This window comes from Primorskyibacter marinus, assembly GCF_003313245.1.
Classification (GTDB): Bacteria; Pseudomonadota; Alphaproteobacteria; order Rhodobacterales; family Rhodobacteraceae; genus Primorskyibacter; species Primorskyibacter marinus.
Window position 1 is genome coordinate 69,303 of record NZ_QJSD01000001.1, and the last position, 12,599, is coordinate 81,901.

12 protein-coding genes are annotated in these 12,599 nt (G+C 59.7%); 3 read left to right on the top strand and 9 right to left on the bottom strand.

Annotated features, from left to right (window positions below):
* Positions 1 to 28 precede the first annotated feature (28 nt).
* Both DMZ65_RS00325 and aroB read left to right on the top strand, forming a co-directional pair.
* Positions 29 to 607: a shikimate kinase gene (locus DMZ65_RS00325; RefSeq protein ID WP_116596942.1), complete on the top strand. Its 579-nt coding sequence runs from the start codon at positions 29 to 31 to the stop codon at positions 605 to 607.
* Complete coding sequence (gene aroB, locus DMZ65_RS00330; RefSeq protein ID WP_116596943.1) at positions 604 to 1,710, top strand: 3-dehydroquinate synthase; 1,107 nt, start codon at positions 604 to 606, stop codon at positions 1,708 to 1,710. The genes DMZ65_RS00325 and aroB overlap by 4 nt, the downstream gene beginning before the upstream one ends.
* 62 nt (positions 1,711 to 1,772) lie before the next feature.
* Here the strand turns inward: aroB and DMZ65_RS00335 are convergent, their stop codons facing one another.
* The 6 genes from DMZ65_RS00335 to ssb all read right to left on the bottom strand — a co-directional run bounded on the left by DMZ65_RS00335 (position 1,773) and on the right by ssb (position 7,702).
* Entirely contained in the window at positions 1,773 to 2,180 is a 408-nt protein-coding gene (locus tag DMZ65_RS00335; protein ID WP_116596944.1) for a DoxX family protein, read from the bottom strand.
* A 244-nt stretch (positions 2,181 to 2,424) separates the two neighbouring features.
* The gene (locus DMZ65_RS00340; protein ID WP_116596945.1) at positions 2,425 to 3,495 is read right to left on the bottom strand and encodes an ABC transporter ATP-binding protein; all 1,071 of its coding nucleotides are present in this window, start codon (positions 3,493 to 3,495) and stop codon (positions 2,425 to 2,427) included.
* Complete coding sequence (locus tag DMZ65_RS00345) at positions 3,492 to 5,711, bottom strand: ABC transporter permease (RefSeq protein WP_116596946.1); 2,220 nt, start codon at positions 5,709 to 5,711, stop codon at positions 3,492 to 3,494. Before DMZ65_RS00345 ends, DMZ65_RS00340 begins: the two co-directional genes overlap by 4 nt.
* A complete protein-coding gene (locus DMZ65_RS00350) occupies positions 5,712 to 6,737 on the bottom strand; it encodes an ABC transporter substrate-binding protein (RefSeq protein WP_116597528.1) in 1,026 nt (341 codons plus the stop codon).
* Positions 6,738 to 6,871: 134 nt separating this feature from the next.
* The gene (locus tag DMZ65_RS19405) at positions 6,872 to 7,180 is read right to left on the bottom strand and encodes a hypothetical protein (protein ID WP_157960534.1); all 309 of its coding nucleotides are present in this window, start codon (positions 7,178 to 7,180) and stop codon (positions 6,872 to 6,874) included.
* Between the two features lie 12 nt (positions 7,181 to 7,192).
* Positions 7,193 to 7,702 carry a single-stranded DNA-binding protein gene (ssb, locus tag DMZ65_RS00355; protein ID WP_116596947.1) on the bottom strand — a complete coding sequence of 170 codons (510 nt, stop codon included), beginning with the start codon at positions 7,700 to 7,702 and terminating at the stop codon, positions 7,193 to 7,195.
* Positions 7,703 to 7,875: 173 nt separating this feature from the next.
* Between ssb and DMZ65_RS00360 the strand changes: the two genes are divergently transcribed.
* Positions 7,876 to 8,484, top strand: coding sequence for a lytic transglycosylase domain-containing protein (locus DMZ65_RS00360; RefSeq protein ID WP_116596948.1), 609 nt, complete (start codon positions 7,876 to 7,878; stop codon positions 8,482 to 8,484).
* On the opposite strand, the gene DMZ65_RS00365 is transcribed toward DMZ65_RS00360, so the two are convergent.
* From DMZ65_RS00365 to DMZ65_RS00375, 3 genes are all read right to left on the bottom strand, one after another.
* The gene (locus tag DMZ65_RS00365; RefSeq protein ID WP_116596949.1) at positions 8,481 to 9,083 is read right to left on the bottom strand and encodes a glutathione S-transferase family protein; all 603 of its coding nucleotides are present in this window, start codon (positions 9,081 to 9,083) and stop codon (positions 8,481 to 8,483) included. The two genes, DMZ65_RS00360 and DMZ65_RS00365, sit on opposite strands and share 4 nt — an antisense overlap.
* Positions 9,084 to 9,213: 130 nt before the next feature.
* The gene (locus tag DMZ65_RS00370) at positions 9,214 to 11,298 is read right to left on the bottom strand and encodes a dipeptide ABC transporter ATP-binding protein (RefSeq protein WP_116596950.1); all 2,085 of its coding nucleotides are present in this window, start codon (positions 11,296 to 11,298) and stop codon (positions 9,214 to 9,216) included.
* Positions 11,299 to 11,397: 99 nt separating this feature from the next.
* The gene (locus DMZ65_RS00375) at positions 11,398 to 12,591 is read right to left on the bottom strand and encodes an ABC transporter permease (protein WP_116596951.1); all 1,194 of its coding nucleotides are present in this window, start codon (positions 12,589 to 12,591) and stop codon (positions 11,398 to 11,400) included.
* Positions 12,592 to 12,599: the final 8 nt, after the last annotated feature.

Genomic DNA, 12,599 nt, shown 5'->3' on the forward strand with positions numbered 1-12,599 from the left:
CACGTCATTCAGACCTGCAAATTGAAAAATGGCGGCGGATGGCCGAAAACGGCAACGAATGACAGCCAAGTTGAAGAAAACAGTTGTCCTGGTGGGCATGATGGGCGCGGGTAAATCCGCGGTGGGCAAGGCGCTTGCCGCATCGTTGGACGTGCCGTTCATCGATTCGGACGAGGAAATCGAAAAAGCGGCCAATATGACTATTGCCGAGATTTTCGCGCGTGACGGCGAGCCCTTTTTCCGGCGCAAGGAAAGCCAGGTTATCGAACGTCTTCTGGGAAACCAGACCGGCATTCTGTCAACAGGGGGCGGGGCCTTTCTGGACCCGGCCAATCGCAAGATGATCTCTGACCGGGGTGTGTCGGTCTGGCTGGATGCCGAGCTTTCGCTGCTGTGGCAGCGCGTACGGCACAAGGACAGCCGTCCGTTGCTGCGATCCCCCGATCCGCGCGGCACCCTGGCCGCGATTTACGAGGCGCGCGTGCCGATCTATGCAAAGGCCGACCTTATGGTAAAAGCAGATCCTGCCTATTCGATTGAAACCATGGCCGCGAAGGTCCGATGCGCGCTGCGCGCGCGTCCCGATGTTCTGGAGGACGAGCAATGAGCGAGACTGTGCATGTCGATCTGGCAGAGCGCGCCTATGACATCCGCATCGGGGGCGGGCTGCTGGCCCGTGCCGGCGTTGAGATTGCGCCATTCCTGCACCGCCCGCGTGTGGCGATTGTCACGGACCGCAATGTCGCCGCCCTGCATTTGAGCACGTTGCGCGATGCGCTGACGGCGGAAGGAATCGAAAGCGTTGCGCTGGAACTGCCGCCCGGCGAGGCGACGAAATGCTGGACCGAATTGCAGAACGTGGTCGAATGGCTGCTGGCCCAGAAGATCGAGCGGCGTGACGTCGTGATTGCCCTGGGCGGCGGCGTGATTGGCGATCTTGCGGGCTTTGCCGCCGCCATCCTGCGGCGCGGCGTACGATTCGTGCAGATCCCGACCTCGCTTCTGGCACAGGTTGACAGTTCGGTGGGTGGCAAGACCGGGATCAACTCGGTCGCGGGCAAGAACCTGGTGGGCGCGTTCCATCAGCCGGCGCTGGTACTGGCGGATATCGGTGTGCTGGCCACGCTGCCACGCCGCGACCTGCTGGCGGGTTACGGCGAGGTGGTCAAATATGGGCTGCTTGGCGATGCGAATTTCTTTGCCTGGCTCGAAGTGAACGGTCCGCATCTATCGACCGGCGACATGGAGGCCCGCGCCAATGCCGTTCGGCGGTCTTGCGAAATGAAGGCCGAGATTGTCGTGCGCGACGAGACAGAGCAGGGCGACCGCGCATTGCTGAACCTCGGCCACACATTCTGTCATGCGCTGGAGGCTGCGACCGGGTATTCTGACCGCTTGCTGCATGGCGAGGGCGTGGCGGTCGGCTGTGCGCTGGCATTCGAGCTTTCGGCGCGTCTGGGATTGTGTGCGCAGGAAGTGCCCAGCCGGGTGCGGGCGCATCTCAAGAACATGGGCATGAAGGTCGATCTGACCGACATTCCCGGCGAGCTGCCTGGGCCGGAGGCTTTGTTGGAGCTGATGGGGCAGGACAAAAAGGTGCTGGACGGCAAGCTGCGCTTTGTGCTGGCGCACGGCATCGGGCAGTCTTTCGTCACGTCGGACGTGCCGCCGGATGCCGTTCTGTCCGTCTTGCGCGACAGCGCGGGCTGATCCATGCAAAAGGTGCCGGGCAGGAACCCGACGCCTTTGGTCCTTTTTGCTTTGCTGAAAAGTCAGACGCTGACCAACCCGGTCTCGCGGGATTGCGCGCGGTCCAGGCTCCATGCGCCGGGGCCGGTAAAGACGAAAAGCAAGAATACAAAGCAGAACAGGACGGCCGCATCGCCACCATTATTGGCAGGGAAGAAGCTGTTTCCGGCATGGGCCATGAAATAGGCCACCGCCATCATGCCCGACGTCACGAATGCGGCCGCGCGGGTGAACAGTCCCACAAGAATCAGCGCGCCGCCCACCAGTTCAATCGCGCCAGCCCACCACATCAATGTGAAAAATTCGGGCGAATATTCTGCTGCGGGGAAGCCAAAGAGTTTCTGGGTGCCATGCTGGATAAACAGCAAGGCGGTCATGATGCGCAGGATCGCAAGCATCTTGGGTGCGTGGTTGGACAAGGTCTGGGTCATGGGGGTCCCTGTAAATGCCGATGTGTTTGTCTGAGGGTGATCTAGCCTGCCATCGTCAGTTTGGATACGCAGATACCCGCGCAATGCCTCTGCGATTATGCACAGCGGCGGCATAGGATTTGCGACATGCGCACAGCCTCGGCGAGGCCAGCGCGAGATGCAAGACCCCGGGTCGCAAGAGCGCCCGGGGTGGGTGCGCATCTTGCATCTGTTGTTTGCGATAAGGCGGATCGGCGCTTTGGGGTTATTGAGCGAGGAGTACCGGGCCCTTGTCAGCGCAGGCCATCGTGGTTTGAGTGCCAATCTCAAGCGGGGCGTCGACGTCGTCTTGCACGGCGAAGACCTGGCCGAAAGCGCCGGTCAGCGTGTATTCCATGCGTACGCCGACATAGGTCGCTTTGGCCACCGTGGCCGGGATCCCGTCCGACGCGCCGATCACAAGCCGGGAAGGCCGCACGGCGAGGGTGGCAGGACCGGGCGGCAACCCGCGCGACGCGAGGGTGTGCCGGTAGCCTTCAATGTCGATGGTGGCCATGTCGCCTGTCACAGAGATGATTTGGCAGGCCAGCAGGTTCGCCTCGCCAATGAAATCGGCAACGAAGCGGTCATTCGGCGCATCGTAAAGCTGTCGCGGCGTGCCGATCTGCGCGATGGCAGCGTTGCGCATCACCACAATCTCGTCCGAGACGGCCAGCGCCTCTTCCTGATCATGGGTGACATAGACAACGGTGAGGCCGAGATCCTTCTGGATCGCGCGGATGTCCTCGCGGACCTGACGGCGCAGCTTTGCATCGAGGTTGGACAGCGGTTCGTCGAACAGAAGAACCTGCGGCTCAAGCACAAGTGCGCGCGCGACGGCGACGCGTTGCTGTTGCCCCCCCGAAAGCTCTGACGGAAGGCGACCGTCAAAACCCTTGAGTCCGACAAGATCCAGACCATGCAGCGCACGGCTGCGCGCCTCCTCTTTGCCGAAGCCCGAGAAGGTCAGACCGTACTTCACGTTCTCCAGCACGGTCATATGCGGAAAAAGCGCGTAGGATTGAAAGACCATCGACACATCGCGATCGGTGGCGGGCAGCTTGGTCACATCCTGATCGCCTATGGTGATCCTGCCGGAACTGGCCATTTCCAGCCCCGCGATCATTCGCAGCGTCGTGGTCTTGCCGCAGCCCGAGGGGCCAAGCAGCGTGACGAGTTTGCCCGCCTCTACATGCAGGTCGATATTGTCGACGGCTACCACATTCTTGCCGAACAGTTTGGACACGCCGTGGAATTGCACCGGCGCGGCCTTGGAGCCGAGGATCTTGTCTGTCATTGGGCTTTCTCCGTTGCGTGCTGCGTGCGTCGGCCGATTTTGACCCGCCCCACAAGAAGTTGCAGCAGACCCACCGCCGCCAGCATCACGAAGATCAGCGTCGTGGAATAGGCAATCGCAAGGCCGTAATCGTTGTTCTCCACCCGTCCGATGATATAGCTGGTGGCCATGTCATATTCGGCGGAGACAAGGAAGATCACCGCCGAGATCGCCGTCATGGCGCGGACAAAACTGTAGACCAGCGCGGCAAGGATGGCCGGACGCAAAAGCGGCAGGATCACCCGCCGGAAGGTCTGCCAACTGTTGGCACCAAGGGTGAGCGAGGATTCGTCAAGGCTCCGGTCAAGTTGCGACATGCTGGCAATCCCGGCGCGGACGCCGACGGGCATGTTGCGAAAGACAAAGCTGATGACAAGGATGACGCCGGTGCCGGTGATCTCTATCGGGGGGACATTGAAGGCCAGGATATAGCTGACGCCGATCACTGTGCCGGGGATGGCGAAGCTGAGCATGGTGCCGAACTCGAACGCGTCCTTTCCAGCGAAACTCTGACGGGTCAGCAGATAAGCAGCAATCAGGCCGACCGCAGCGGTCAGCGGTGCCGCAATCGCCGCGATCATGATCGTCGTCCAGAAACTGTCCCATGCCGATCCGGCCCAATGTATCCCGTGCTCGTTCATGCCGATTGCGAAAGCGGTGACGTAATGTTTCAGCGTCAGCGAATTGTCGACACCCCAAAGCTCTACCACGCTGCCGTAAAGGATCATGGCGTAGACGATGATTGTGAACAGCGCCCATCCGAACGCGACACCGATGACAGGTATGGCAAGGCCGTTCGGCATCAGCGGATGGACGCCCGCATCGCCCTTGCCGGTGACAGTGGTGTAGCTTTTCTTGCCCAACCAGGCGCGCTGCGCATAAAAGGCCGAGAGGGTGAAGAACAGCAGCACCATGGCCAGCACGGCGGCGCGGCCCTGATCATATTGCGCGCCGACGATGGCAAAGAAAATCTCGGTCGACAGCACATCGAAATTACCGCCCAGAACCAGTGGATTGCCGAAATCGGCCATCGATTCAATGAACCCCAGCAGGAACGCATTGGCCAGACCGGGCCGCATCAACGGAAGCGAGACGGTGCGGAACGTTTGCCATTTGTTGGCGCGCAGCGTCTGCGCGGCTTCCTCCATCGACGGCGACACCCCCTCGACCACGCCGATCAATACGAGGAAAGCGATGGGCGTGAAAGCGAGGGTCTGGGCAATCAGCACACCGGGCATACCGTATAGCCAGCGCGTCGGCTGCACGCCGAACAGATCGGACACGAATTGCGTGACCGATCCGGACAGGCCGAACAGCAGGATCAAGGCAAGGCCAATCACAAAGGGCGGTGTGATGATCGGCAGAACCGTCAGCGCCCGCAGCGCACGTTTGTAGCGAAACCCCGAGCGCGTCACGACCAGCGCGAAGGCAAGTCCGAGAAGGGTGGTCAGGAACGCCACGGCAATGGCGAGGAACAGCGAATTCCATGCGGCACCACAGCGCGCACCCCACAGGCAACCAAGGCCCCAAAGCCGATTGTCAAAGAATTTCGCGAAGAAGACTGCAATGGAATAGGCACCGTCCTCGGTGATAAAGGCGGCAAACAGCATCTTGGCAATCGGAAAGAAAACAAAGGCGGTGACAATGGTGATGATGCCACCGATAGCGCCGACAACAAAAACATCGCCGTTGATCGCACCGCGCGCGGCAATGCCTTGCGTCAGAAGAAACAGAAAGGCCGAGGCGCAGATCATGGCACCGTAGCCCATACCAAACTGGCGATCGCCCAACTCTCCGAACAATGCGTTCAGCCAGTCATAGGCGAAACCGCGCAACCCGATGCCAAAGCCCTGCGCGATCAGCCAGCCGAAGCCAAGCGCGCCGGCAAGGATGAGCACGCGGGCATAGACCGGATCGGATTTCCTGCGGCCCAACGCCAGCAAGGGCAGCGCAAGGGCAATCAGCAGAGGCGCAAGCCACAGCTTTTCGCCCTTCGCGATCAGGAACGCGGCCGGCGCGTAATCCGTGTCGAACGGGTAGCCATCCAGTAGCCATCCGAACGACCACAGCCCATCCTCGACCATATACCATGGCAGCAGGCAGAACCCGACCCACCCGGCAATGATCCAGAAGATCAGCACCGGATGAGTGGTCTTTTTTGTCGTGTCAGTGCGCACTTACTGGGGCAGGGTCGATACTTCTTCGTCCCACTTCTGCAACAGCCGTTTCCGCTCGTCCGACGATCCGTATGTCTTGAAATCATAGTCGATCAGCTTGATGGTCGACATATCCGGTGCCTTGTCCGACGTCTGGGCACCCGTGTTGGAGGGAACCTGAAAGGCGTTGACCTCTAACGCAAGGTTCTGCGCCTCGACACTCAGCGCCCAGTCATAGAACTGTTTCGCTTCGTCCATGTTGCGCGCGCCTTTGACGATCGACATCGACCCGATCTCATAACCGGTGCCTTCACACGGTGCCACGACCTTGACCGGGAAGCCCGCGACCGCCTGTGCCACCGCGTCATGCATGAAAACGATGCCGATGGTGGTCTCGCCACGCCCCGCAGCCTTGATCGGGGCAGAACCGGATTTGGTGTACTGGTTTATGTTCTTGTGCAGGCCTTTCATGAATTCAAAGCCTTCATCCTCGCCGAAGATCTGCACCATCGATGCAAGCGTTGTATAGGCCGTGCCAGAGGAGTTGGGGTTCGCCATCTGGACATGACCCTTGTATTCCGGCTTCAGCAAATCCTTCCAGCAGGCCGGTTCCGGCAGATCGTTAGCCGCCAGCAAATCGGTGTTGTAGCCATAGCCCAAAGCGCCCGAATAGATGCCGATAGTGCGGTTCCCGGCGCTTTCGGCCTGTGAAATGGCCCAATCGTGAAGTTGGTCGCGCATCGGTGACAGATATTCCTCTGTCAGGCCTTCCTCGGCGGCCTGAAGATGCGGGTCGCCCGTGCCGCCCCACCAGACATCGCCCTTGGGGTTTGCTTCCTCGGCGCGCAGTTGTGCAAAAGTCTCGCCCGAGGATTTGCGCGTCATGTTGACGTCGATGCCGGTCGCTTCCTCGAAACTGCGGGCCATCAACTGGCACCATTCTTCCTGCGCAGAGCAATAGAATGTCAGCTTGTCCGCATAAGATGCCGAGACAGAGGCGCTGAGCGCGATCAGTGATCCCGCAAATGTGGCCGTGAGCTTTTTCATGTTCTTTCCTCCCAAGTTGTTGTCGTCAGGCACCGGTTGACCGGGCTTCGTATTTTCAAAGGTCAGGATTGGCATGTCCTACAGGCATGCGAGCCCAACTCCTGTGAGTTTTTATCAACTGGAACATCCGGGCCTTAAATTTGCAACAAAAATAAATCCCAATCTACGCTCATGTGGGGATCGCCTATGTTTTGACCGCCGACTTCAACACGCTTGCGGGTAAGAATGTTGCGCAAGCATCTGAACATAAATGATTTATTTCTGAGGTGTTGACCGACGAAGCCCAAAGGGCGGACCGACACAAGCAAATGAGGTGAATATCGTGATATAATCGGAAATACGTTTAAAAACAAAAAGAAGCCTGCCGGGGTTAAACCAATGCGGGCTTTTCGGAACTGGCGGATTTGTTGGTAACCATGGCGCGGTCGGCAGAAGCCGACCACGCCATGTTGGTTTCAGAACGGAATTTCATCGTCCAGATCACGGGAGGGGCTGGGTTGGCTGCTGCCGCGACCGCCACTGTCGCCGCCATATCCCCGGTCATCCTGCGGGCCGCTGTCGTAGCCACCGCCACCATATCCGCCGCCGCCCTGGCCGCCACCACCGCCGTCGTTCCGGCCGTCGAGCATTGTCAGTGTCGATGTATAGGGACGCAGCACGACTTCGGTAGAATAGCGATCCTGACCGGATTGATCCTGCCATTTGCGCGTCTCCAATTGTCCTTCAAGATAGACCTTGGATCCCTTGCGCAGATACTGTTCTGCTATGCGGGCCAACGGTTCGGAGAAGATCGCCACGGAATGCCATTCCGTGCGCTCCTTACGCTCGCCGGTGTTGCGGTCCTTCCACGTCTCGGACGTGGCGATGCGCAGGTTGCACACCTTGCCGCCGTTCTGGAAGGTGCGGACCTCGGGGTCGCGTCCCAGATTGCCTATCAGAATGACCTTGTTGACTGATCCCGCCATTTGCGCTCCCGCTTGTCTTTGTATGTTCGAACTGTTTTTCCGGGCCCGAATCTGCCCGTCGGATTGTGGCTGACATTACACGACAGGCCGCGAGGGGGAAGGCAACGGGGTGGCGTATTTTTCAAATTCGGCTATAGTCCGGTCAAAATGAGGGACAGCAGGGTGATTTGACGATGCGCAAATTTGTTTTTGTGGCCGCGCTCGGCGCAATGACGCTGGGAACTGGCACCGCTTCGTTACATGCGGAAACGCTTTCGACAAAGAATCGGGCGACGCTGTTCAGTTCTCAGACACGCATTCTGGATACGCGCGCCTCGCAGCAATACAAGAACTCCGTCAGATTGCAGCCCGCGCGCGTGGTAACGCCGACCAAATGGGGCACGGCGGATGGCGCTGTCAAATCCTACAGGGGCAAATACAAAGGCATCTATTCGACCATGGCGCGTGATGCGGCGCGCCGACATGGTGTGCCGGAAGATCTGTTTTTGCGCCTTGTTCAGCAGGAAAGCGGCTGGAATGCCAAAGCCTTGTCCCATAAAGGGGCGATCGGACTGGCGCAGTTGATGCCGTTCACCGCTCGGAAACTGCGGGTTGATCCGCATGATCCGGCGCAAAACCTTGAAGGCGGGGCGCGCTATCTCAAACAGCAATATGCCACATTCGGGTCGTGGCGTCTGGCGCTGGCCGCCTATAATGCCGGTCCGGGAGCGGTGCAGAAATATGGCGGCGTGCCTCCTTACAAGGAGACACGCAACTATGTGAAGGTGATCTGGGGCGGCTAGGCTGCGGATTTCTCCTGCTCGGCAACGGCTTTCGTCGCCGGTCTGTCCAGACAGCGGGTCGCCCAGTCACGGATGGCAGGGATGTCAGGCATAAGCTGTGGTGCCCAGCCATAAGTGGATGAAATCAATATGTCGGCAGCGCTGATTTGATCGTCCACAAGATAGGCATGGGTGGTCAGTGCCTTCTCCAGCTGGGCGTTCGCCGTCGCAAGGTCGCGATAGGTCGCCTGCAACCCCGGATGCGACAACTCGCAAAACTGCATCACGATAAGCGGTTCAAATACATTACCATACCACGACAGCCACGACAGATAAGCCCCACGCCCCGGTGCGCCGATGCTTCGGCCCAAGGGGGTGTCGCCGAAATGATCCGTTAGGTACAGCATGATCGCATCGCTTTCGCGGATCATCGCACCGTCATGCATCAGGCACGGCACCTTGCCTTCGGGATGCGGATTTGCGGTATCCACCGCGCCGGATCCATCCTGTCGCGGGATCGACACCTTCTGGATGTCCACCTGATCGGTCACGCCCATCTCGTGGATCAACTGAACAATCCGGGTCGAGCGGGAATTCGGCGCGTGGTACAATGTCAGCATGTCAGTCTCCTTTATTTGACCGCCCACTCATGTCATGACCTCCTGACATTTACTGTCAGGAAGCTCGCACGCCCGTCCGGTTTCCGTCATCTGCCGCAAGGCGCCGGTTCAAGGACCGGCGCGGGGACGTTCAGGCATCTTCTGTCCGGACCTCGATCACCGGTTCCATCGTGACAAATTCGGCTTCAGAAAGGTGGCATTTGACCTGATGTCCCTCTGCCATGCGGCGCATCGGGGGCACTTCGGTCTCGCACAGATCGCCGGGCACGCGAGACTTCCATCGACACCGAGTCTGGAACGGGCAGCCGGGCGGCGGGTTCATCGCCGAAGGCACGTCGCCTTCCAGCACGATATGTTTCTTCTTGACCGAGGTATCGGCAATCGGCACGGCGGATAGCAGCGCCTCGGTATAGGGATGAAAGGGGGGCGAGAAAACCTGCGCGGTGTCGCCCAGTTCGACAACATGGCCTAGATACATGACCATGACCCGGTCGCTAAGATAGCGCACGATCGACAGGTCATGGCTGATGAACAGCAGCGTGGTCTTTTGCTCGCGCTGGATTTCCATCAGCAGATCGGTGACGGCCGCCTGCACACTGACATCGAGCGCCGAGACAGGCTCATCCGCGACCACGATTCGCGCATCGCCCGCAAAGGCGCGCGCAATACCGACGCGCTGCTTTTGTCCGCCTGACAATTGCCGCGGCATCCGCCCTGCAAATTCACGCGGCAGCTTCACCAGATCCAGAAGTTCCAGCATGCGGCGGTGCCGGTCGGCCTCGGTCTTGCCGATGCCAAATATCTCCAGCGCCCGAATGATCTGCCGGCCCACGGTCATCGACGGGTTGAGCGTATCGAACGGGTTCTGAAACACCATCTGCACGTCAGCGATTGTCTTCGTGTCACGCTTCTCGATCGGGATCTGTTCGATGTTCTTACCGTCCAGCAATATCTGCCCTTCGGTCGCCGTCTCCAGCCCCATCAGCACCTTGGCAAAGGTCGACTTGCCGCAACCGCTTTCCCCGACAATCGCCAGCGTTTCGCTTTCGCGCGCCTCGAAACTTAGTGTCTCGTTGGCCTTCACTACCTTTTTCTCACCGCCAAACAGCGCATTTGCCGCGACCTTGTAATATTTCTTCAGCGCCTCCATGCGCAGGACGACCTTGCCGGCCTCGCCTTTTTCATGGGTCGCACCGATGGTGGGCGGGGAGGCCCAGTCAATCTCGCGGAACCTCACGCAGCGCGTGGATTGACGCTCGTTGCCGGGGACATCGAACATCGGAATATGCCCGGCGTCACAGCGACCGGCTTCGAAATAATCACAGCGCGGACCGAAATTGCAGCCCTTGGGCCGCTCATGCGGAAGCGGAAAGTTGCCCGGAATGGCCACCAGAGGATGCGCATTCTTATCCGCGCCGGGCAGCGGGATCGAACGGAACAGCGCCTGCGTATAAGGATGCTGCATCTGATCGAACACATCCTCGATAGAGCCGCGCTCCACCGCCTCGCCGGAATACATGACGCAGATTTGATCGCAGGTTTCCAGAACCAGTCCCAGATTGTGGCTGATGAACAGCATGGACGTGCCATATTTGCGCCCCAGATCCTTCACCAGTTCCACAATCGAGGCCTCCACGGTCACGTCCAGCGCGGTGGTCGGCTCGTCGAGGATCAGCAAGGCAGGCTTCGACATCAACGCCATGGCAATCACGATGCGCTGCTGCTGCCCACCCGACAGCTGATGGGGGTAGGCTTTCAGAATGCGCTCTGGGTCCGGCAGCTTCACGTCCGCCACAACCTCCAGCGCACGGCTCCGCGCCTGCGCCTCGGAGATGCCCTCATGCAGCATTGGCACTTCCATCAACTGCCGGTCAATCTTCATTGCCGGATTCAGGCTGGCCATCGGCTCCTGATAGATCATCGCGATCTCGTTGCCGCGGATCTGTCGCAGCTCGCTGTCGCTCAGATCCGCCATGTCGCGGCCCTTGAACCGGATAGCCCCCCCCACAATCCTGCCGTTGCGCCCCAGGTCCCGCATCACACCCAAGGCCACCGTGGATTTCCCGCAACCGGATTCGCCCACCAGCCCGACCGCCTCTCCCGGCTGGACCTTGACGGAAAAATCCATCACCGCCGGGATCTCGCGCAATCGCGTGAAGAAGGAAATCGACAGACCGTCAATTTCCAGAATGGGCCCGTCATATGGCTCTTTCATCACTCAACTCCTTCACTCGACGCCGAAACCTGAGTTTCATCTTCTTCTTGGCGAAAATACTCCGGGGGTCCGGGGGCTGGCCCCCGGCCTTGGGCCGGATCAATCGCGCAAGGATTCCTCCCGCAAACCGTCCGCCAGCAGGTTCAACCCAAGAACCAGCGACAACAGCGCGAAGGCCGGGGGCAGGGCGGGGTGCAGATAGATCGTCAACAGCTTGCGGCCTTCGTTGATCGTCGATCCCCAGTCGGGGCTTTCCGGCGGCATGCCCAGGCCAAAAAATCCCAGCGTCCCCAGCAGGATCGTCGTATAACCAATCCGCAGACAGAAATCGACGATCAGTGGCCCGCGCGCGTTGGGCAGGATCTCCCACAACATGATATACCAGCCGCCTTCACCGCGCGTCTGGGCGGCGGCGACATAGTCGCGGGTCTTGATATCCAGCGTCAGCCCGCGCACGATCCGGAACACGGTGGGCGCGTTCACAAAAACCACCGCGACAAACACCACAAGGATGCCTCCGGGCACATCGAACAGGTCCAGCCAGCGTGGCAGCACCTTCAGCGGCGTACCCGCGTCCGAGATGAGCGACAGATAAAGCCAGCCCATCCCCGCCAGCACCCCGACCAGCAAGGGCGTTCTCACAGCAGGGCGCGTTTGATACCTTGAATTCAGCAACACGCCCGCAAAAATCAGCGGGAACACGAACAGCACCGCCGCCATGTAGCTGGGAATACCCGTCGCCACGATTTCGGGCGTCACAAGCAGATAGAACAGAAGGATCACCGGAAAGGCGAGTACGAGGTTCGCCACAAAGGTCAGCAAAGTATCCAGCTTGCCCCCGTAATATCCAGCGGGCAGGCCCAGCGTGATGCCCACCATGAAGGCGAACAGCGTGGCGAGCGGCGCAATCTGCACGACGATCCACGATCCCTTGATGGTGCGGCTGAAGACATCGCGCGCCAGATTGTCACCACCCAAAAGGTAATAGGGATACTCGCCCGCCTCGGCACCCCGCAGGGGCGTGCCGGGCACCTTGTTCTTCATCCCGGACGCCTGCGCCAGCGCATCATGCGTCACGATCAGGTCCATCGCCCCGAAAATGCCGGTAAAAATCCAGAACATCACCAGTGCGAATCCGATCATGCCAATGGTTGAATCGAACAGTTTTCCGTAAAACCCCAACCGCCTCTTGAAGGTGATCGACAGCGCGAATAGCCCCAAAAGCGCAATCCAGACCGGCAGGAATTGCCAAAGAATGCGCGGGATGATCTCTGCCCAGGTCAGCGGTTCCATTAGGCAAC